Raw genomic sequence first — 22,898 nt, forward strand, 5'->3', positions numbered from 1 at the left:
GATTAACCTCCCGCTTTTATGCTAACTTCGCGATTTTCACGATCAATCGGGTGAATTTTTTGCTGATCCCGCAACAAATGTACGCCGCCAACCACCACCCAGTCGGTTGCTTTTAAACCTGACAAAATCGGCACACTGTCACGTCCATAAGTACCTAAAGTCACAGGAACTTTACGTAATGTTTGATTGGCATTGACCACCCATAAATAGGCTTGCTGATCTGTCGCGGTGACACTCGACAACGGCACACTCAAAACATTGCTGTCCTGACTGACAAAAAATACGCGGGCGCTTTGTCCAAGCTGAATACTGGACTGACCTTCGAGGAGCGAAACTTTGACGGTAAATGTCCGTGATTGACCTGCTGCAGGTGAAACTTCACGAACTTTTGCAGCAAAACGAGCTTCTGGCTGAGACCATAAAGTTACCCAAACCGCCTGACCGACTTTGATGTCACTCACAGCTTGTTCTGGTACACCAAAAACCACCTCACGCTCGCCATCAATCGCCAACTGATAGGCCGCTTGTCCTGCGGCGACCACTTGTCCCGTTTCAATTTGACGCTCGGTAATAACTCCATTTTTATTAGAAATGAGCTGGTTATATCCCGTTTGATTGGCAGAAACTTGGTAATTCGAGCGTGCTTGTTGCAAATTTGCTTGTGCAGATTCGTGTTGATTTTTAATCGAATCAAATTGTGAGCGACTGACAGCATTGACAGGCAACAGTTGCTGATAACGTTGATATTCTTCAGCGGCAATTTTAGCTGCTGCCTGTGCACTTTCCAATTGTGCCTTGGCTGCGTTCATTTGCAATTGCGCATCTTTTACATCGAGTTTTGCTAAGACTTGCCCAACCTTGACTCGATCACCCACATCGACATAACGCTCCGTTACCTGTCCCCCAACGCGGAACGCCAATGCTGTTTGTTGTTTTGCCTGTACATCACCTGCATAGCTTTTTTGATCGGTGTGATTACGACTCGGTTGGGTCACCATGACATAAGGAATTTCCTCCGTCTTGGGAACTTCTTTTTGGCATGCTGATAAAGTGACACTGCTGAGGACAAGCAACCCCACAATTACATGATTTAGCAGATTCATCTCTGTTTCGCTCTTATTCAAATTGATTTTTTAAGGCACAATAAAGTCTATTGACAGCAACCATCATAAATTGTTTAATTTTTAATTAATATACCCATGAGTACACTAATTAAAAATTAAATCTAGTGTTTTGATTTTGAATTAAATTAAAAGAGAACATAACGTGCAAATCAGCAGCGGCCGCCCCAAAGATTTAGAGAAAAGAGCCAAAATATTACAGGCTGCGAAATCTATTTTTTTAAAATTGGGCTATCACGCAGCCAATATGAATCAAATCGCCAAAGAAGCGGGAGTGACCAAACTCACGGTATATAACCACTTCCAAGATAAAGCTAACTTATTTATCTGTGCAATTGAAGAAACCTGTGAAGAATCGATTTGTGCCAAAGAATTTGTACTGACCGCTGAAACCAACTTTGAACAAGCGCTGTATTTAATGTGTCACCGTGCTTTAAGTATTATTTATTTACCTGAAGCACTGAAACTTGATCGGGTTCTGTTTGAACTTGCCGCTGAGCAGAGTCCATTAACACAACAATTTTTTGATGCCTCACATACTCGGATGTGCAATGTCTGGTGTGATTTCTTTCAGCAAGCCATCGCGCTTCAATTCATTCAAGCAGATGAACCGCTTGCGCAAACAGAATTAATCTTGTCACTGATGTTAGGTACACGTCACCATCGAGTTTTATTGGGCTTAGACGCAGTACCCTCAATCACTGAAATCGATCAGACCATTCAGCAAGCAATCTCACTTTTTTTGCTTAAATATCAAGCTAAAATTTAGAGAATTTTCACATTTCTTTGCATTCTGCACTTGGATTGTCTCTCAATCACGCTATAGTCGAATAGTCAGTGGTGCTGTTGTATGCCACTGGTACTTTCGACATGCGCCATATACGGCACAAGATTTTTTAGACAATAACAAGCGATGGTTGAGGGAGAAATAGCATGGTTCAGCAAATTACTGCTCCATTACGTGAAGATGTCCGCTTATTAGGCAATTTGCTTGGCGAAACCTTAAAGCAACATGCTGGGCAAGAATTGTTTAATCAAGTTGAGCAAATTCGTACCCTCGCCAAAGATGCACGTGATGGTCAAATCAAAGCAGAAAAACAGCTTGAACAATTGTTTCTCAACTTAAAAGACGAAGAAATTTTGCCGCTGACGCGTGCATTTTCTCATTTTCTCAACTTTGCCAATATCGCTGAACAATATCACGTGGTACGCAGCCGTCGTCAGGCTGAGTTTGATGAGCACGCCCCAAATCCAAATCCACTCTCGCATTTATTTAAAAAATTCAACGCCAAAAAGATCAGCCCACAACAACTGTTCCAACAAATTTGTGATTTAAAAATTGAATTGGTCCTTACCGCTCATCCGACCGAAATCAGCCGTCGTACCTTGATTCAAAAATATGATGATATTACTGATTGTTTGTCCCAGCTGGATCAACAGAAGCTAACCCCGAGAGAACGCCAACACAGCGTTGCCACCCTCAAACAACTGGTTAGTTCGGCATGGCAAACTGACGAGATTCGCCAACATCGCCCAACTCCTGTGGATGAAGCAAAATGGGGCTTTGCCACCATTGAACAAAGCTTGTGGAATGCTGTACCAAAATTTGTGCGTGAACTGAATGAATTGACACAACAGCATTGCGAACAGTCTTTACCGATGACCATTGCACCGATCCGCTTTGCCTCATGGATGGGGGGTGACCGTGATGGCAATCCCAACGTTACCCATCACGTGACTCAAGAAGTGCTGTGGTTATCGCGTTGGCAGGCTGCTGATTTATATCTGCGTGATATTGAAAATCTACGTTGGGAACTGTCGATTCAAAGCTGCTCAGCAGAGTTGAGCCAAGCTTTGGGTTATGAACATCCTGAACCGTATCGTGAATATTTACGCAGTACCCGCGAACGCTTAAAAGCAACCCGTTATTGGTTGGCGCAACGCCTACAAGGTCAAGAGGCGGATGATAGTAATATCATCAAAACCACAGAGGAGCTACTCGCGCCTTTACTGCTGTGTTATCGCTCGTTGATGGACAGCAATCTAGCCGAAATCGCCAATGGGCAATTGCTTGATTTCATTTATCGGGTCAACTGTTTTGGGATTGAACTGCTCAAACTGGATATTCGTCAGGAATCAGGACGACATCGCCAAGCCATTTCAGCCATTACTGAATATTTAGGCTTAGGCAATTTTGAATCTTGGACCGAACAAGCACGGCAGAATTTTTTAATTCAGGAATTACAAAGCAAACGACCATTATTGCCTAAATTTTTGAATGAACCCGAAGGCAGCCTGATTCAGCATCCCGATGTACTCGAAGTCTTTGCCACCATGCGTACCTTGGCAGAACAGCCGAGTGAGAGTTTAGGCGCATATATCATTTCAATGGCAGAATACCCAAGCGATGTACTGGCGGTTTTACTTTTGCAAAAAGAAGCAGGCATTCAACAAGCCTTACGGGTGGTGCCATTATTTGAAACGCTCAAGGACTTGGACGGCGCAGCCAAAACCATGAATACTTTATTCAATATGGATTGGTACAAACAGCACATCCAAGGCAAACATGAAGTGATGATTGGCTATTCGGATTCTGCCAAAGATGCAGGATTTATGTCAGCCAATTGGGCGCAGTATCGTGCGCAAGAAGAACTGACCGCAATTGCAAAAAAACATGGCGTACAACTGACCTTATTCCATGGCCGTGGAGGCTCAATCAGTCGTGGTGGTGCGCCAACCCAACAAGCTTTATTTTCTCAGCCACCGGGGTCGATCTCAGGGGCGATTCGCGTCACTGAACAAGGTGAAATGATTCGATTTAAATTCGGATTGGAAGGTATCGCACTACAAAACTTAGAAATTTATACCGCTGCGACACTTGAGGCAACCTTGTTGCCACCACCTGAACCAAAGCAGGAATGGCGCGCTTTGATGAATCAAATGACCGATTTATCGGTACAGGTCTATCGTCAAACCGTGCGTGAAAATCCAAATTTTGTCCGTTATCTACGTACCGTCACCCCAGAACTAGAGTTGCAAATGTTGCCATTGGGTTCTCGTCCGGCGAAACGTAAAGTCACTGGTGGGATTGAATCGTTACGTGCGATTCCGTGGGTATTTGCATGGACACAGATTCGCTTGATGTTACCTGCATGGCTTGGAACGGGTACGGCGATTAATCAAGTACACGAGCAACATAAAAACACACTGGATGAGATGCTGGAACAATGGCCTTATTTCCAAACCTTAATTGATATGTTGGAAATGGTGTTGTCGAAATCCGATGCGGATATTGCACTGTACTATGAATCACACCTGACCCAAGATCAGGACTTAAAAGTATTAGGTGTTGAACTACGTCAACGATTACAAAATGCAGTCGATACCTTACTCAGCCTGAAAGGTGAATCAAAACTGCTCAGTAATAATGAAGTGCTAGATCAATCGATGCAGGTACGTAAACCCTATTTACTGCCGCTGCATCTATTACAAGCTGAATTGATGAAACGTCGTCGTGCATATTTGACTGAACATCAAACCGAACATAGCCCTGTCGATCATGCCTTAATGGTCAGTATCGCGGGAATCGCTGCGGGCTTGCGCAACACGGGCTAATAGGTCATTTTCCTCAGCGCCATCAACAGAGACCACTGCTGTTGATGGCTCAATTGGCAAAATATGCCATTTTTTATAAAATTTCTTGAAAAAAATTCAAATATTATTTTGAAAATAAGATGCTTAACTTTTCAAACAATTTAGCCAAAATAAATAATAAATCCGATAAGTTATTTTGAAGTGTATTTTACCAAAAGGTAAAAATATGAATAGATAAAGTGTTCGCCCCAAGATTCTTAAAACAATATAGGTGAAAGCACGATTTAAGACAGAGTATCATACGCGCTGATATCTCCTTATGAGTCTAATTTATGTCAAGTTGGTTCCCAAAATGGCAGCCGTATCAAGGCAAGATTGATCATCGCCCTGTTGCGACCAATGAATATTTACCGCCCTTACAAAGTGCGGTGTTAGGGGTTCAGCACGCATTTGCCATGTTTGGTGCGACGGTACTAGCGCCGTTGCTGATGGGCTTTAGTCCTAACCTTGCCATTTTAATGTCAGGGATTTGTACCATCCTGTTCTTCCTGATGACAGGTGGTCGTGTTCCCAGTTATTTGGGTTCGAGTTTCGCCTTTATTGGCGTAGTTGCAGCCGCAACTGGACATATCACAGGCTCGGGAGCAAATCCCAATTTATCGGTCGCTTTAGGCGGTATTATCGCCTGTGGGGTACTGTATACCTTGATTGGTTTAGCCGTCATGTTGACCGGGACGCGCTGGATCGAAAAATTGATGCCGCCTGTGGTGACAGGGGCTGTGGTGATGATTATTGGTTTAAATCTTGCACCGATTACCATTAAAAGTGTGGCAGGTCAGCCTTTTGAGATGTGGATGGCATTGATCACCGTATTGTGTATGGGTCTGATCGCCGTTTTCACCAAAGGTTTATTACAGCGTTTATTACTTTTGGTTGGTTTATTGATGGCCTATGCCATTTATGCCATAGCAACCAATGGTTTAGGTCTCGGCAAAGCCATTGATTTCTCGCAAATTGCTGCTGCACCTTGGTTTGGTATTCCAAGCTTCTCAAATCCGACCTTTGACCTCAACGCCATGTTGATTATTGCCCCTGTTGCCCTGATTTTAGTGGCAGAAAATCTCGGGCATATCAAAGCCGTTGGTGCGATGACGGGTGAAAACCTGACGCCTTATTTGGGCAAAGCATTTGTGGCTGATGGTGTTGCCACGACCTTATCAGGCAGTGTTGGTGCACCAGGCATGACCACATACGGTGAAAATATTGGTGTGATGGCAGTGACGCGTGTGTATTCAACCATCGTGTTTGTGATTGCGGGGGTATTTGCGATTTTCTTGGGACTTTCACCTAAGTTTGGTGCGCTGATCAGTACCATCCCAACTGCAGTGCTCACCGGTGCTTCGATTGTGGTATTTGGTTTGATTACCATTGCAGGAGCGAAGATCTGGATCGAAAATAAAGTCGATTTTTCCAATAATAAAAACCTGATCGTTGCATCAGTGACCATCATTCTCGGGGCAGGTAACTTTGAACTGCTGTTTGGAAATTTCAACTTGGGTGGTATTGGTACCGCAACCTTTGCTGCGATTTTATTAAATTTGCTGTTTAGTTTAAAAGATAAAAACTAACCCCGAATCAAGGCAGCGCACGCGCTGCCTTTTTTATGCTGATCTTGCCCTGCTCTCTCCTTTCTCAGCATATTTTTAGTATGATGACTGTTTACACTTCAATGTGTTCAGCTCATGCGTTTTGATTTTTTTGATTTACAACTGCTTCTTCATATTGTGGCAACAGGTAGCCTAACCCAAGGTGCAGATCGTGCTGCCATTTCTTTACAAGCAGCCAGTGAACGGATAAAAAAACTAGAGCAATACTTTGAAACACCGTTATTTATTCGACACAATGCAGGTGTCGAACTGACCACGGCAGGTCATGCTTTGGTTGAGCATGCCAAAAAACTCAACGCACAAAAAAATAAACTTGAACAAGACATGCAACGCTTTCGTCAGAAAAGCGCCGAGTCATTGATTCTGTGGTGTAACTCCTCTGCGCAGAGTGAATATCTTCCAGCCTTATTACCCCAATACTTGATGCATTATCCGCATATCAATATTGACTTACACGAAGCGGAAAGCTCAGAAATTGTAGATGCACTCACTAAAGGAATCGCTCGATTAGGCTTGGTTTCAAGCTTTTTTGACACTCGTCATTTACATACTCAGGATTTTGCTAGCGATCCCTTGGTACTGATCTGCCCAGATTCGCATGTGCTGACCCAGCAGGCACAACTCAATTTAGTCGATGCCTTGGCGTATGACTTTATTGGTCTCATGCCACACCATTCACTACAACAGTCGATTGAGACTCAAGCCAAACTGTTAGGCTTCAACATCCACTACCGCTTGCGTTTACCAAATTTTGCCGCGATTGCAGAAGTGGTCGCAAAAGGTGTAGGTATCGCGATTATGCCTGCACGTGCGGCTCAACGTTTACAAGGTATTTATCATTTTCAAGCAATTCAACTCTTGGGTGCATGGGCAAATCGCAAACTCCTCCTCGCCAGCCAAGACTTCGATCAACTCCCGCAAAGCTACCAAGACTTTGCAAAATTTCTATTGGCGCGCAAACCACAAGATGAACAAAGCATTTTAGTGCAAGACCATATAACTCCCCAGCGCCAGCAAACCGATAAAAAATAACTGACGGAATTTTTGCTCGTTCAATTGGTAACGCACTTTTTTTCCGAACCACATGCCGATCAAAGCTGCGACCAATGCCACCGAAGACCATCGATAGTCTAAAGCCCCACCTGTAGTCGGGTGATAATGCAAAAACATCGCCAAACAAATCGTGGAAACGGTAAAGGTCAGCCCTAAAGCCTGTACCAGTTCATCACGTTTTAAATGTAAAGACTGCAAATACGGCACGATGGGAATAATAATGACCCCTGTCGCAACGGTGACTGCACCACCGATATAACCAATGATCGGAGAGAGCCAACGCTCATGCCCTGCCAAATAAGGCAGCTTTTTGGCACATAAACCATAGAGTCCATAGAGTGCCAGCATACTGCCCAATAAAATCTCACTGCCCTGTCCTTGACTCTGGCTCAATGTAGGAAAAAAGCTCCAAATAGAGCCGAGGATGATGCCCAACAGCAAAGACCAGAAACGACAGATAAATGACCAGACCTGACCTTCAGCAAAAAGCTGCCAAATATTGGTCACCATAGAGGGTACGATCAAAAGTGAGGCCGCCTGAAATGGACTCATTGCGATGGTGAGTAATCCCATCGACACCGCAGGCAAACCCAAACCGATCATGCCTTTTATCATGCCAGCGAATGCAAATACTGCCATTACAATAATTAAAAAGGTCATGATCTATCTCCGTATTCATATAAGGCTATGCTACGGAAATCATTGCGACGGCGTATTCTTGTTTTTAGGAGCATGGCTCAATTAAAGATTGAGGCCAAATACTTAAGTGTAGCTCCTCCACGCTTAATTTTTCTCTGTTAGACGCTAAGCCTTCTAGCCTTCTAAACTGTCATTCTTATATTTTTCTTCCAACACATTACTGATAATACTTTCAATCATCCAAACACGGTATAAGCTATTAAACACGTAACTTTGCCCATCAATACGTAACTCTAAAACGGGAAAATCAGGTTGATGCTTCTGCTGACATAATTCATCATTTTGTTGTAATAAAGCCTCAATATCTTGTTCAGTAATATGCTCAATTTCTAAACGCTTCTGCATCCGCTGGAAATGTGCTTTAAAAGAGAGGTCTTTACCACGTGTCCAAACGCCTTCCAAAATCTGATGAATGCAATCGACTTGCTGTTCTTCTGCCACACTATAGAACAGCTTTGCCATTTCATAACTGGCTTCTTTGGTTGGACGGCAAAACGGGGTGAATGCCACTTCCGTCCGTTTTGAAACACGGGTTGCCAGCCCCCAATCAAACCAATCTCGACCTTGATAGCTTAAGGGGTAGACTTTGAGCTGAATATTATAATAATCCGCGAGTTCTGCTTTGATATAATCCAACAACAACCAACTCATCGGGTCTTCAAGCGCAATATAGAGATCTAACTCTGGATGTAAGGCTTGCACTTCTGCCAATGCTTCACCATCGTTGATCAAATGCTCACGCCACTCGATGTGATTAATCAGAAAAATAGGCGTTCCCGTCAATAATTTTTGTTGTTTTAAACGGCGCGTTAAACGCAATAAATCATCAACGGCTTGATACTTGCGTTCACTAAACTCGAAATAACTAGCTGAAACAGGCACATCCTGAAACATTCGTTCAGGAAAATCTTGTGGGGTTTGGTGCTGTTTCGCCATCGCATATAAGGTGCGTAATTTTCCATATTGCTGTTGCCATAACATATGGAAAACATCTTCCAGCAAATGTAAAAAATTTTGTTCTCGTAAAGGCGTATTTCTTAGAATGGTTTCAGCTTGTTGTAATGCTTCTGGACTTGGAATTTCTGGGGTTTCATCAAAGCCAAAACGGTGTTGTTTGGCTAAAATCTTGGCATCATTGAGACAGTATCGTTGCCAATCTTGTGCAGACATGCCATTGGGCGGTTCAGCATCTTGTTTTGAAATAATGACTTTTAACGGTTTAAGCTCATCGCTCAAAATCTCATTAAGCTGAGCCAACTGTTGTACCGCAAGATAGCTATACACATCATCTAAACGTAGATAAATACTTAAACCCTGTTCCGTGGGTAATACCGCCTGACGAGAAGGTTTCTGATAAAACCAGCTCGATCGGATGGGATCAAACCAACGACGTAACAAAGACATGTCGATTGCCTCTTGATAGAAATCTCCCCCTAACCCCTCTTTAAAAAACAGGGGAACTACACGAGTTTAATACTTGAATATAATTCGTGGAAGTCCCCCTTTGAAAAAAGGGGGACTTAGGGGGATTTGAAATTTTACAAAACGCGTACTGCGCCTTTTGCTGCGCTGGTTGAATGCATCGCGTAAATCTTGAGTGCCTTAGACACTTTACGTTTACGCTCTTCTACTGGATGCCAACCTTTGGCTTCTTGAACCGTACGGCGATGTGCCATCGTTGCATCATCGACATCTAAATGGATGGTACGATTTGGGATATCAATTTCAATGGTATCACCATCTTCAACCAAACCAATTGCTCCGCCTTCCGCAGCCTCTGGAGAAACGTGACCAATCGATAAACCCGAAGAACCACCCGAGAAACGACCATCGGTAATCAAAGCACAGTCTTTACCTAAGCCTTTAGATTTCAAATAGCTGGTTGGATACAGCATTTCTTGCATACCCGGTCCACCACGTGGACCTTCGTAGCGAATCACCACGATATCGCCAGCCACAATTTTATGCTCTAAAATCGCTTCTACCGCAGAATCTTGGCTCTCAAAAACGCGCGCAGTGCCAGTAAATTTAAGGATCGAATCATCCACACCTGCTGTTTTCACGATACAACCATCCAACGCGATGTTGCCGTAAAGCACAGCCAAACCACCATCTTTAGAGAAGGCATGTTCAGCATTACGAATCACGCCATTTTCACGATCACCGTCCAAAGTTGAATAATAACGGTTTTGTGAGAATGCCACTTGGGTTGGAATACCACCTGGAGATGAACGATAGAACTCATAAACATCGGCATCTTCGGTACGGATAATATCCCACTTGTCCAATGCATCTTTCAACGTTGGTTCGTGTACAGTTGGACATGCCGTCTTTAACAAATTGGCACGATCAAGCTCACCTAAGATCGCCATGATGCCACCTGCACGGTGGACATCTTCCATGTGTACGTCGGATTTTGCAGGCGCAACTTTAGATAACACAGGCACTAAACGAGAGAGACGGTCGATATCATCCATGGTGAAATCGACTTCAGCTTCATGAGCAGCAGCCAACAAGTGTAATACCGTATTGGTTGAACCGCCCATCGCAATATCAAGGGTCATGGCATTTTCAAATGCATCTTTGGTTGCAATCGAACGCGGTAAAATGCTGTCATCATTTTGCTCATAGTAGCGTTTTGCCAATTCGACAACCAAGCGCCCTGCTCTCAAGAATAATTTTTCACGATTTGCATGAGTTGCAACGATTGAACCATTGCCCGGTAAAGATAAACCTAGAGCTTCAGTTAAACAGTTCATCGAGTTCGCTGTAAACATACCTGAACACGAACCGCAAGTTGGACAAGCTGAACGCTCAAACGCGGCAACTTCTTCATCGGTATAACTTTCATCTGCTGCAACCACCATCGCATCAACGAGGTCAATCGCTTTTTCATTGCCACGGAATTTGACTTTACCCGCTTCCATCGGACCGCCAGACACGAAGATCACAGGAATATTCAAGCGCATTGCCGCCATCAGCATACCCGGTGTGATCTTGTCACAGTTCGAGATACACACCATTGCATCCGCACAATGGGCATTGACCATATATTCAACAGAATCTGCAATCAAATCACGTGATGGCAGCGAATAGAGCATGCCATCATGACCCATGGCAATGCCGTCATCGACTGCAATGGTATTAAATTCTTTTGCAACACCACCTGAAGCTTCAATTTCTCGCGCAACCAGTTGCCCTAAATCTTTAAGATGCACATGACCTGGAACAAATTGGGTAAATGAGTTGACTACCGCAATAATAGGTTTGCCAAAATCTTCATCTTTCATGCCCGTCGCACGCCATAAACCACGCGCGCCAGCCATATTTCTTCCATGTGTTGATGTTTTCGAACGATAATCAGGCATTTTGTATTCCCAACAAGTTTGTGCTCGAGACGAATAGGACATTCTCTCTGGCGAAATGATACTGAGCTAAGCCCATCATACTACAAGTTATCGTTTAACAGATGACCACTGAAGCTATCTTTTTTTGCTCAAAGGCAATTGATAGCATCTGATTAGGGGCTAGTGGCTTTTTCGCTTATAATTTGCGGTAAGTTTTTTTCGGAATGCATTTGTGAAAATCATATTTGCTGGTACGCCTGAATTTGCTGCAACGGCATTGGCAGCATTATTAAAATCATCACACCAGATTGTTGCAGTTTATACTCAACCTGACCGCAAAGCAGGTCGTGGGCAGAAGTTAACACCTTCCCCAGTCAAGCAACTTGCACTTGAACACGGTTTACCTGTTTATCAACCTTTGCATTTTAAAGCCTCGACCGAAGAAGGCTTAGCGGCTCGACAAGAGCTTGCTGCACTTGGCGCAGATGTAATGGTGGTTGCGGCTTATGGTTTGATCTTACCTCAGGCGATTTTGGATACACCTACATACGGTTGTCTCAATATTCATGGTTCATTGCTACCGCGCTGGCGTGGTGCTGCGCCGATTCAACGCGCCATTGCCACAGGTGATGCAGAAACTGGCATTACCATCATGCAGATGGCAGCAGGTTTAGATACTGGCGATATGATGTATAAAACCTATTGTCCGATCACAGCAGAAGATACCTCTGCGAGTTTGCACGATAAACTGGCGACTCAAGGTGCAGACGCGATTTGTACCGTGCTCGAATCAGAGCAAAGCCTACAAGACTTTATTGCCAAACGTGAAGCACAAGACGAAGCGCTGACTGTGTATGCACATAAGCTGGTCAAAGCAGAAGCGCGTATTGATTGGACACAAAATGCCGTTCAAATTGATCGCAATATTCGCGCTTTCAATCCTTGGCCTGTGGCATTTATCCAACTCGATGAAAATAATGCGCTACGTGTTTGGGGTTCAACCCTTTCTCAACATAGCAAAGCAAACGCGCAAGTCGGTGAAATTGTTGCAATGGACAAACACGGTGTCCATGTGGCCTGTGGTGAAAACAGCGCAGTATGCTTAACCAGCCTGCAATGGCCTGGCGGTAAAGCACTCAATCCAGTGCAAATTGCACAAACCCAAAAATTGCACCTTGGACAAATTCTCCCATGAACCAATCGAATCAATCATCTGCAAAACATTTGAATCTGCGTGCACAAGTGGTCAAAACACTTTTGGCTGTTCAAAATGGGCAATCTTTGGCTTCCGTGTTGAATCAACATATCAATATCGTTTCTGAACGTGACCGTGGTTTATATCACGAACTTACTTTAGGTTGTTTACGCCAGTGGTATTCTTTGAAAGCAATTACCTTACCATTGCTGACAAAACCATTAGACAATGAAGCATTGGAAAGTTGTTTATATCTTGGTTTGTATCAAATTTTATGTACTCGTATTCCTGTACATGCTGCGATTTCAGAAACTGTAAATGCTGCTAAGCAACTCGGTTTCGAGCCAATGAGTGGTTTGGTCAATGCGATTCTGCGTCGTGTTTCACGTGAAACAGATGAATTTCAAACAGCGTTGAATAATACGCATGGTTTACCAAGTTGGTTATTCAAACGACTTAAAAAAGATTGGCCTGATCAATTTGATGAAATCTGTCAAAATTTAAAACAAGTCGCACCTCTAACCTTGCGCGTCAATGAACGCCAAGTCAGTCGTGACGAATATTTAGAAATTTTGGATGAAGAACAAATTGATGCTCGTCCTTGCATGCTTTCAAATGTTGGTATTGTTTTGGAACAAACGGGCAACATTACCCATCTACCAGGTTTCGAAGAAGGTGGCTTTTCTGTTCAAGATGAACATGCACAATTATGCGCGACCCTTTTACCGAATTTAGATGGTAAAGTCGTTGTCGATGCCTGCGCTGCACCCGGTGGTAAAACAGCACATATTCTTGAGCGCTATAATCCTAAAAAACTGATTGCGCTTGACCATGATGCAAAACGTTTATTACGTTTGTCTGAAAATATAGAACGTCTTACCTTAGATCAAACCGAGGTTGAGATTGTTACAGCAGATGCAACCACTTGGCAGGCACAAGAAGCCGTCGACTGTATCGTGCTCGATGCACCGTGTTCCGCAACAGGTGTAATTCGTCGCCATCCAGATATCCGCTTGTTGAGACAATCGACCGACATCGCGCAAACTGTGGCATTACAGCATCAAATTTTGCAACAGATGTGGCAACAACTCAAAGTGGGTGGCACGCTGTTATACATTACCTGCTCGATTCTAAAAGTTGAAAATGAACAGCAAATGGCAACTTTCTTTGCTGAACATAGCAATGCTGAAGAAATCAAAATCGAAGCAGACTGGGGTATTGAACAGGCCTATGGTCGTCAGTTATTACCTTACCTACATTCAGGTGATGGCTTCTATTATTGTTGTATCCAGAAGATCGCCTAACATAAACAAGAAAGCCATACATCAATGTATGGCTTTCTTTATTCTGATCAACGCATTGCTATACGCTATCATCTTTTTGTTCGGGATGACGCATCAAATGTATAATTGAAAGCACCAATCCGCCCCACAACAACCCAATTGCAATGATCATCATGATTAAAGCTGAAGTATTCATCGTCATCTCCTAGCGATTCTTTAAGCTGCTCATAAACAATGCACCGATCGCACAGAATAAAATACAGCCCCAACCAAACCAAAGCTGTAAGCTCATTGCATAATCGCCATAGCCTTTTTGCAACAATGCACTTAATGCAAGCCCAAGGGTAGAAATCAAAACAACTGGGGTAATGATGGTTAAGGTGAATTCCCAAACCCCACCCAATTGGATGGTAGATACACGATTGACATGCTGCTCTAGATCTTTCATCAGTGAACGCTTGAACCATGACACCATAATGATCGAAACCAAAGCACCTGAGACAATGCCTAGATTATTAATAAAGTGATCAATAATATCGACCAGCTTAATCGCGTTGGCACTTGAGAATAAGAAAATAGAAACTGCGCCAGTACCACCACCAATAATGGTCACGGCTTTAGCACGACTCCATTTTAACTTGTCCTGCATCGCTGAGATCGGGACTTGCAAAATACTGACCATCGATGAAACACCAGCCACAAAGAGCGAGCTAAAGAATAAGATCCCGAATAACTCTGCGCCTGCACCTAAGCTTGAAATAATCTTAGGGAATGCAATAAATGCCAAGCCAATACCGCCGCTCACCACGTCTTGTACGCTGGTACCCGCTGCATGTGCCATGAAGCCAAGAGCCGCGAAAACACCAATACCTGCCAAGATCTCAAACGAAGAGTTAGCAAAACCAATCACCAAACCTGAACCCGTCAAATTGGTTTTTGGTTTTAGGTAAGAGGCATAAGTCACCATGATCCCGAATCCAATCGAAAGCGAGAAGAAGATATGACCATAAGCCGCTAACCAGACTTTATAGTTCTTCATGGCTTCCCAGTTTGGGGTAAAGAAGGCATTTAGACCATCTACAGCGCCCGGTAAACGCAAAGCTTGAATCACCAAAATACCAAACAGTACCAATAAGATCGGCATGAAAATACGGTTCGCAAGCTCAACGCCTTTACGAACACCACCATACAAAATAAACAGTACTAAGGCCCAAACGCCGATTAATGGCCAAAACAAATGACCAATAAACGTCAGATCAAAAGTGGCGGCTTGAGAAGTCGCCAAGAATTTGTTAAAGAAGAAATTTTCTGGGTCTGTACCCCAGCTTTGACCGAAGGAGAAATAAATATAACTTCCTGCCCAAGTCAGTACACTGGCGTAATAAAGCGCAATCACAATACAAACACATGCTTGCCACCATCCCAAAGACTCAGCGCGTTTGGTGAGTTGTTGGTATGCTTTAGGCGGCGCACCATTGCTGCGATGTCCAACTGCGTAATCTAAAAATAAGAGGGGTAATCCTGCCGTCAATAAAGCTACTAAATAAGGAATTAAAAACGCACCGCCACCGTTTTCATAAGCGACGTATGGGAAGCGCCAAATATTACCTAATCCAATCGCCGAACCAATTGCGGCGATGATAAAACCTGATCGTGCCGACCAGTGCTCACGAGTTTCTGTCATAAAATAACCTATTCCTAAGGCAACTTTTCGATGCTGCTGTTCTCTGGTTGTTATACTGCTAGCAAGAAAAGTACCAATGCAAATCCTATTATTGGTTGAATCAGAAAAAACCTTTTGAGTTTTCATTTCTTATATTCAAACCAGCAAAAATTAGAAAACTCTTCCTTAAAAAATTTTGACTATTTTTTGCCTGTTGATGATTGAACAATACCCTTTTTTATTTATTTTTACTGTAATTTATGCAAAAAAAAATAACCGTTCATCGCCAATTCAGACACGATTGATTATTTTTCAACTCAATTTTCCGACCTCGTTTAAATTTCTCATTTGATTTAAAAACGTGATCAGCATAATTACTTTTCATGCATTTAATTTTTGATTCGATAATGTCCCGTGATTTTATACTTAAATAAAATATCAGACTCCTCTGTGCCCTGACCAATATTATGCAAAATCAGCGGGGTTTTCTGAAAAAAACTGTTCTTATCCGAAACGATGCCAATATGCACCAGCCCCTGCCCTAAATCCCACGTCACAATATCCCCAGCACGGTAGTTTTGATCACGCACCTGATAACCTTGTCGTTGGAAATAAGTGGCAATATTCGGAACTCGTCGGTGATCAATATTTTTATCAGGCGCTTTGAGTCCCCATTTATTTGGATACAGCTTAAAGTGCTGGCGCATATCCTCATGCATCCGTTGCTGTAAATCGATGCCTTGACGACGTAATGCTCGAACCACCACATCCGTACAGACACCTTTCACCATCGGTACATCACCCATCGGATAATCCAAACGGGTATAAGCAGGATCATAAAATCGGGTGACACCTATTTGCTTTCGCGCATCGCTCACCAACTGCTGCGAAGAAAATGCCCATGCTGACAGCGTCCACAACATGCACAAGCATAATAGGACTAGCTTATAAAATTTAGACATACACTTTCCTTTCGCCAACAATAGATCAATACGCCACCCACCGCTAATTAGGCTTGAGTTTCCTTAATCACCAATAACCGTTCTTCCTGCATATCACGAATCGCAGAATGGATCCCCTCTCGACCTAAGCCAGAATCCTTCACACCGCCATACGGCATATTGTCGACACGGAAAGTGGGCACATCATTAATAATCACCCCACCCACATGCAAATGGTCCCATGCATACAGCATTTTATTGAGATTTTGCGTATAGACACCAGCCTGTAAACCAAAACGGCTTTGATTTATGGTAGCAATGCCCTGCTCAAACTCTTTATATTTCTCTAGTATGGCGATAGGACCAAAGGCTTCATCCTTATAAATTTCAAGTTTGGCATCGACATTTTCCAACAAAGTTGGTTCGAGTAAAACGCCTTGTAGATTGCCACCGATCAGTACCTTCGCTCCTTTCTTCTCAGCTTTATCAATCCACTTTTTCAAACGAACTGCTTCCGCAGCTTTAATCATAGGACCAACCAATGTCGTGCTTAATGCAGGGTCATCAGCTTTGATCTTTTTCAGCTTTGCCAACAGTTTCTTTTTCACATCAGCATAAAGATCGGCATGAATTAAAATACGTTGCACACTAATACAGACCTGCCCAGCATGGCTATATGCAGCACCAATCAAACGATCAATCAGTGCATCGTCAACCACCGCATCTGCTTCAATCATCACCGCTGCATTTCCACCCAGCTCTAAAGTCACTTTTTTACGGCCTGCACGTGCTTTCATATCCCAACCCACTTGGTCAGAACCAGTAAAGCTGAGTAATTTAAAACGGTCATCAGTGACCAAAATATCAGCGGCTTGACGATCACAAGGCAACACCGACCACGAACCTTTCGGCAAATCCGTTTCCGCCAAAACCTCAGCAATTTTTAATGCACTAATCGGAGTTAGACTCGCAGGTTTTAAAACAAAAGGACAACCCGCGGCTATCGCAGGGGCGATCTTATGCGCCACCAAATTTAATGGAAAATTGAAGGGACTAATCAATGAAACAGCCCCAATCGGCACCTGTTTCACCATGCCGCGATAACGCGCTGCGGCTGGCGTGACGGCTAAAGGTAATACTCGACCATCATCAAGTTGTGTCACTGCATCCGCAGCCAATTGAAAAGTATTAATTAAACGTTCAACTTCCGCACTCGCCGCGCCACGAGGCTTGCCGCCTTCTGCGATTAAAATTTCGGTTAGCTCATCACGTAACTCATTAAAGCGTTTTACACAGTGCAATAAGATTTGCTGTTTTTGGAAGGGTTTTAATGCTGCCATTTCGGCTTCTGCTTTGACCGATGCGGCAATCGCCTTTTCTAAAACCTTAGCATCAGCCAACGCCACTCGCGCAAATGTCGTGCCTTGATATTTATTCTGTACGTCTAACCATTGACCTGTTGTGATTGCCTTGCCTGCCACATACAGTGGGTAATCCACAACACTTTGTGTATCTGACATTATTTATTCTCTTTGCAAAAATTTAAAATTAGACTACTGCATATTTGAATTGTTCACTATATGATGCGCCCAATCGGTGATGAATTTACAACAATTCATTACTGTTTCTCGTATTTATTGGAACAATACAATGAAAATATTAAAAATATCAATGCTCGCTTTAGGGACGAGCCTGTGTGGTTTGGCACAAGCAGACGTAATTGGTGTCAAAGGCGATCTCAGCTATTGGAACTACAATGGTAAAGCCAATATGGCTGCGCAAACATCTGCACCAGATCAAGACTTAGACCGCAAAGGTTCAGCACAACTGTCATTGGCCTTTGAACATCCCATTCCGTTACTGCCAAATGCCAAAATTCGCCATGTGAATTTAAAGACACAAACAGAAAATGAGGTTTTAGGGCAACCTATATATGACCTAGACATCGCTCATACCGATTTTATTTTATATTATGAAATCTTAGACAATATCGTCGATGCGGATGTGGGATTTGGTGCAACCACTTTAAATGGTGATGTCACAACACTTCTAGCAGACCCAACGAGTAGCCTTTATAAAATGGGGAAAGTCGATATCAATAAAACGGTTCCTGTAATTTATGGGTCAGCAGGAGTCAAACTGCCATTCACAGGTTTAAGTGCCAAAGCTGAGTTGTTATATAGCAACTTCAACGACACCAAAATCACCGATGCCCAAGCAGAATTACAATACAACTTTATTGATAACTTACTGGTGGATGTCGGTTTAAAAGCAGGCTATCGCATCTTAAATATCAAGCTAGATGACTACGAAAAAAATGATCTCAAATTTGATTTCAAAGGACCTTATTTGGGTATCAATATCCACTTCTAAACAGGCGATTTAAGCCGTAAAAAAAGCCCTGAAATCTTCAGGGCTTTGTTCTTTATAACTGAATGGGAAAGAACAGAATCAATAACGTGACCGTGACACAACCAATAAAAATATTCATGGGCAAACCGATTTTAATAAAATCACTAAAGCGATAATTTCCTGGTCCTAATACCATTAAATTGGTCTGATAACCCAGCGGTGTCGCAAAACTTGCGGAAGCCGCCATCATGATCGCAAAGACAAACGGAATCGGATTTAAATTCGCTTGAGCCGTAATCTCCAATACAATCGGCAAGGTCAGCAACGCTGCTGCATTGTTGGTAATCACTTCAGTCAATAATGAAACAAAGAAGTAAGTCAAAATCAGCAATAAGATCGCTTCACCCGCACTAAAATGCACGATGAATTGCGCCAACATTTCCGCTACACCTGTCTTTTCCAAAGCAGCACCCAGAGCAAAAGAAGCCGCAATGGTTAGGATGACCGTTAAATCTAAGCTCTTTTCAGCCTGCTTCACGGTCAGACAACGGAAAATCAACATGGCACCCGCAGCCAACAATGCGGCATTAAGCATGCTAATCACATTAAAGCCAGCAGCAATCACCGCAGCGAGTAAAATGCCCCATGACAATAGTGCTTTATCATGTTGCAGTGGTTCATGATCCAGCTCATTGACCAATAAAAAATCTTTATTATATTTTTGTCGAGACACAAAAGCAGGACGTGCTTCCAATAACAAGGTATCGCCCGCCTGTAATTTAATATTCCCCAAACCGCCTTTTAAACGTTCCCCATTACGTGCCACAGCCAATACCACAGCACCATAGCGATTACGAAATTTGGCATCACGAATGGCACTGCCAATCGCTTCGCAATGCGGTGACACAACGGCCTCTACCAAACGACGGCCTGCATGTGTTTCTTCCAAGGACGACTTTTCGTCAATGCTGTCAGGTGCAACCAATCCATTGATGTTTAACAGTTCAGTAATCGCTTCGGTATCGCCTGCAAAAACCAGACGATCATCTCCAAATAAAATTTCATCAGAAGACACGGCTGATAAAACGGTTTGCTGACGTTCAATTTCAACCAGATAAACACGTTTTAAGCTTCTTAGCCCTGCCGCTGCAACCGACTGACCGACCAATGGGCCATTCGGACTCACCACCACTTCTAAGGTAAATTCGCGTAGATTGGAAAAGACATTCTGCTCTTGATGATTGGGCAATAATTTTGGTGCAAGCCAATACATCGCAAACATACCAATGATCGCAACAGGTAGACCAATAATCGTAATATCAAATAAGCCAAAACCAGCTTCGCCCGTTAATGCTTGGTACTGCCCATTGACCACCAAATTGGTACTGGTACCAATTAAAGTAATCGTTCCACCCAGAATAGCGGTGTAACTGAGGGGAATCATTAATTTAGATGGTGCAATCCCGATTTTCTTCGACCAGCTATTCAATGCTGGAATCATAGTTGCGACCACAGGGGTATTATTTAAAAAGGCACTAAGCGGTGCGATCGGTAAGAAAATTCTAAGCAGCGCCATGCGTTCCGATTTGGGTGTGCCTAGTAACTTATTGACAAACAGATCAATACCACCAGAATTAGAAATACCTGCGGCAACCACAAACATCGCTGCAACGGTAATCAGGCCTGAGTTACTAAAGCCAGCCAAAGCCTCTTGAGCCGTCAATATGCCCAACACACTCAATACAGTCAAAATCGCTAACATCACGATATGTGGTGCAATTTTTGAAAAAATCAGCGTGAGCAGCCCTGTTAACGTTAAGGCTAATGACAACCATCCTTCCCAACCCATGAGACAGTCTTTCCACAAGTATATAATTTTCCGAATTTTATATAGTAAAACTTGATATACAAATGCGATTTAAAGCTAACCTTAGCTAAAATAATGATAAGAACCTGCCTCTATATCCATTTATATGGTAAAAATCACACGATCTAAGCGTTGAGGTCAATGTAAGCCTGAACGTACAGTGATCGGGGTCATTGACGAATATACAGTGCCCCGTATTCACTTTAATATACAAAGCATACAGAGACAGGAAGTCTCCTTCAGAATAACAAGACCCACAGGAAGTGGTTGTTTATAGGAAGTAAGCAACAATAAACTAAATACGAAAAAAGCCCCATCAGGATGATGGGGCTTTTTTTATCTATCATTTTTATAGGCAATTTAAAGACTTTTTAAATACTCAATCACTTCGGCATGTTCTGCCATTTCTGCAAGCTGTAGCGCAGTATATTCGCCTTTATAAGCCACGTTTGCACCTTTACTCACTAACAGCTTCACCACTGCTAAATGATCGTTCTCAGCTGCTGCCTGTAACGCACTATAGCCTTCATCGTCAGTTTGATTTGGGTCTGTTCCTGCTGCCAATAATTGCTCAACTTGTTCAACATCACCGAGGGATGCCCAATACACCAGCTCAGGAAGATGCAATTCTTCATCAGGAATTAGAGAAAATGTGTTAAATTTCATAAATAATTCAAAATCATATAATAAAATTAAGATTTAATTAGTCATTCCAGTTGAAACAATATTTTCCAATTTATCTAAGCTTAATTCACATTTAAAATTTTCAGATAAAATAGCTTCAAACATGATACATAATTTATCAACTTCTTTAGTTTGGTAATTATTTTCAACATTTACACATGCTAACAAATACAAGGCAGAAATCCTATTTTGTACATCCAATAAATATACAGGTGAAGTGTTGGCTATATTATTAGCAATTTTTTCGAAAACCAAATAAATATAGTACATTAAATATGGTAAACGACTATACATAAATTGATATAAAGTTTCTTTGGATTCATTTGTACCAAAAATGAAATTAATATTCAAATTTTCAGTTTTAATAGCTTGATGCTCAGTAAATAAATGCATTGCTTGATTACAAACGCCATCAAAACTATCCTCACTCTTTTTATCATATCGTAAGGCTGCTAAATAATGTGAATCTAGAATTTGATCAAAATTTAAATCCTCAAGAATTTTTTTTATCCGTAGATCATGTCCATTTACATCACCACCATTTTTATGCCTTAGCTTTAATGGATTACTTTCAAAAATATCGATAAAATTATCTTTTAAGATCATTTCTTCTAATAAATACAAATTTTCTTGGATTGGCTTTCTAATTAACATATAAGCTATACTAACTTTTCCTTTTTCCATAGCTTTCAAAGATTCATAAATACAATGCAACATATCTGATAATATTGCTTGGATAATTGTTTTTTTAATCACTGATTCATAATCACTTTGCTTATTTTTATTCTTTAACCAATTTAGAATACTTCCATCATAGTCCAACAATTCATTTTTTTCTAAGTTAGATAATTCAATTTTACTTAAGAAAATATTATTTTTCTCACCAGTTTCTAGAAAATCAACCATAATATCATGTATAAAAAAACATAATTTATGCGCTCTATCATATAGTTTATTCATAGTTTTTCTTTCAATCCATTTTCTAGAATTATAGTAAACTTCCTCCCCAATAAAAAACACCCCCAACTGTTAGGTTGGGGGTGTTTAGAATTAAAAGCTGGCGATGACTTACTCTCACATGGCAAGTGCCACACTACCATCAGCGCGAAGAGGTTTCACTTCTGAGTTCGGGAAGGGATCAGGTGGTTCACTCTTGCTATTGTCGCCAGCAAACTGTTGTGGTGTTTTGGGGTCTTAATCACGTTGTGAGTTAAATTTCACAGTGTGTGCCTTACTTACGAACCAAAGAGTTATTAACGGATTAGTATATTAAGTCTGTTTTTACGGTGTTCATTATATCTAGCTATTTCACTAAATCAAGATGAATTGATGTTTTATGAATCGAATTGATGCTTTATATACAACTGCTTGGGTGTTGTATAGTCAAGCCTCACGAGCAATTAGTATTGGTCAGCTTCATACGTCACCGTAC

Annotated in this window: 18 protein-coding genes and 1 rRNA gene; 7 read left to right on the forward strand and 12 right to left on the reverse strand. The window is 42.2% G+C overall.

Going from position 1 to position 22,898, the window contains the following annotated elements; all coding sequences use genetic code 11:
- Positions 1–2: 2 nt before the first annotated feature.
- On the reverse strand, positions 3–1,103 hold the full coding sequence (locus tag F903_RS02310; protein ID WP_005194175.1) for an efflux RND transporter periplasmic adaptor subunit: 1,101 nt from the start codon (positions 1,101–1,103) through the stop codon (positions 3–5).
- Positions 1,104–1,266: 163 nt separating this feature from the next.
- On the opposite strand from F903_RS02310, the gene F903_RS02315 reads away from it, so the two are divergent.
- From F903_RS02315 to F903_RS02330, 4 genes are all read left to right on the forward strand, one after another.
- The gene (locus tag F903_RS02315; protein ID WP_005194176.1) at positions 1,267–1,890 is read left to right on the forward strand and encodes a TetR/AcrR family transcriptional regulator; all 624 of its coding nucleotides are present in this window, start codon (positions 1,267–1,269) and stop codon (positions 1,888–1,890) included.
- Positions 1,891–2,054: 164 nt separating this feature from the next.
- Positions 2,055–4,736: a phosphoenolpyruvate carboxylase gene (ppc, locus tag F903_RS02320; protein ID WP_005194177.1), complete on the forward strand. Its 2,682-nt coding sequence runs from the start codon at positions 2,055–2,057 to the stop codon at positions 4,734–4,736.
- Between the two features lie 311 nt (positions 4,737–5,047).
- Positions 5,048–6,343 carry a solute carrier family 23 protein gene (locus F903_RS02325; protein WP_005194179.1) on the forward strand — a complete coding sequence of 432 codons (1,296 nt, stop codon included), beginning with the start codon at positions 5,048–5,050 and terminating at the stop codon, positions 6,341–6,343.
- Between the two features lie 114 nt (positions 6,344–6,457).
- The gene (locus F903_RS02330; protein ID WP_005194180.1) at positions 6,458–7,414 is read left to right on the forward strand and encodes a LysR family transcriptional regulator; all 957 of its coding nucleotides are present in this window, start codon (positions 6,458–6,460) and stop codon (positions 7,412–7,414) included.
- Here the strand turns inward: F903_RS02330 and F903_RS02335 are convergent.
- From F903_RS02335 to ilvD, 3 genes are all read right to left on the reverse strand, one after another.
- Entirely contained in the window at positions 7,364–8,095 is a 732-nt protein-coding gene (locus F903_RS02335) for a sulfite exporter TauE/SafE family protein (RefSeq protein WP_005194181.1), read from the reverse strand. The two genes, F903_RS02330 and F903_RS02335, sit on opposite strands and share 51 nt — an antisense overlap.
- A 153-nt stretch (positions 8,096–8,248) precedes the next feature.
- A complete protein-coding gene (locus tag F903_RS02340; protein WP_005194182.1) occupies positions 8,249–9,538 on the reverse strand; it encodes a hypothetical protein in 1,290 nt (429 codons plus the stop codon).
- 134 nt (positions 9,539–9,672) lie between these two features.
- On the reverse strand, positions 9,673–11,502 hold the full coding sequence (gene ilvD / locus F903_RS02345) for a dihydroxy-acid dehydratase (RefSeq protein WP_034594710.1): 1,830 nt from the start codon (positions 11,500–11,502) through the stop codon (positions 9,673–9,675).
- Positions 11,503–11,713: 211 nt separating this feature from the next.
- Here ilvD and fmt point away from each other — a divergent pair, with 211 nt between their 5' ends.
- Both fmt and rsmB read left to right on the forward strand, forming a co-directional pair.
- Positions 11,714–12,676 carry a methionyl-tRNA formyltransferase gene (fmt, locus tag F903_RS02350; protein ID WP_005194184.1) on the forward strand — a complete coding sequence of 321 codons (963 nt, stop codon included), beginning with the start codon at positions 11,714–11,716 and terminating at the stop codon, positions 12,674–12,676.
- Positions 12,673–13,980 (forward strand): 16S rRNA (cytosine(967)-C(5))-methyltransferase RsmB, encoded by a 1,308-nt coding sequence (gene rsmB, locus F903_RS02355; protein WP_005194185.1) that lies wholly within the window; start codon positions 12,673–12,675, stop codon positions 13,978–13,980. The genes fmt and rsmB overlap by 4 nt, the downstream gene beginning before the upstream one ends.
- A 58-nt stretch (positions 13,981–14,038) precedes the next feature.
- Here the strand turns inward: rsmB and F903_RS16325 are convergent, their stop codons facing one another.
- The 4 genes from F903_RS16325 to F903_RS02370 form a co-directional block, all read right to left on the reverse strand.
- Positions 14,039–14,155: a methionine/alanine import family NSS transporter small subunit gene (locus F903_RS16325; RefSeq protein WP_004673659.1), complete on the reverse strand. Its 117-nt coding sequence runs from the start codon at positions 14,153–14,155 to the stop codon at positions 14,039–14,041.
- Positions 14,156–14,164: 9 nt separating this feature from the next.
- Positions 14,165–15,643: a sodium-dependent transporter gene (locus F903_RS02360; protein ID WP_004673661.1), complete on the reverse strand. Its 1,479-nt coding sequence runs from the start codon at positions 15,641–15,643 to the stop codon at positions 14,165–14,167.
- A gap of 368 nt (positions 15,644–16,011) precedes the next feature.
- Positions 16,012–16,584 (reverse strand): DUF1287 domain-containing protein, encoded by a 573-nt coding sequence (locus F903_RS02365; RefSeq protein WP_005194186.1) that lies wholly within the window; start codon positions 16,582–16,584, stop codon positions 16,012–16,014.
- 47 nt (positions 16,585–16,631) lie between these two features.
- Positions 16,632–18,083, reverse strand: coding sequence for an aldehyde dehydrogenase family protein (locus F903_RS02370; protein ID WP_005194187.1), 1,452 nt, complete (start codon positions 18,081–18,083; stop codon positions 16,632–16,634).
- A gap of 130 nt (positions 18,084–18,213) precedes the next feature.
- On the opposite strand from F903_RS02370, the gene F903_RS02375 reads away from it, so the two are divergent.
- Entirely contained in the window at positions 18,214–18,936 is a 723-nt protein-coding gene (locus tag F903_RS02375) for a TIGR04219 family outer membrane beta-barrel protein (RefSeq protein ID WP_034594745.1), read from the forward strand.
- Positions 18,937–18,988: 52 nt separating this feature from the next.
- On the opposite strand, the gene F903_RS02380 is transcribed toward F903_RS02375, so the two are convergent.
- The 4 genes from F903_RS02380 to rrf form a co-directional block, all read right to left on the reverse strand.
- Positions 18,989–20,764, reverse strand: a complete 1,776-nt coding sequence (locus F903_RS02380; protein WP_005194190.1) for an SLC13 family permease — start codon at positions 20,762–20,764, stop codon at positions 18,989–18,991.
- 378 nt (positions 20,765–21,142) lie between these two features.
- Entirely contained in the window at positions 21,143–21,448 is a 306-nt protein-coding gene (locus F903_RS02385; RefSeq protein ID WP_005194192.1) for an ankyrin repeat domain-containing protein, read from the reverse strand.
- A 33-nt stretch (positions 21,449–21,481) separates the two neighbouring features.
- Positions 21,482–22,426 carry a hypothetical protein gene (locus F903_RS02390; RefSeq protein ID WP_005194193.1) on the reverse strand — a complete coding sequence of 315 codons (945 nt, stop codon included), beginning with the start codon at positions 22,424–22,426 and terminating at the stop codon, positions 21,482–21,484.
- A gap of 95 nt (positions 22,427–22,521) precedes the next feature.
- Positions 22,522–22,636, reverse strand: a 5S ribosomal RNA gene (gene rrf, locus F903_RS02395).
- Between the last annotated feature and the right edge of the window lie 262 nt (positions 22,637–22,898).

It is taken from the genome of Acinetobacter sp. NIPH 298, assembly GCF_000369505.1.
In the GTDB taxonomy this organism is placed as follows: Bacteria; Pseudomonadota; Gammaproteobacteria; order Pseudomonadales; family Moraxellaceae; genus Acinetobacter.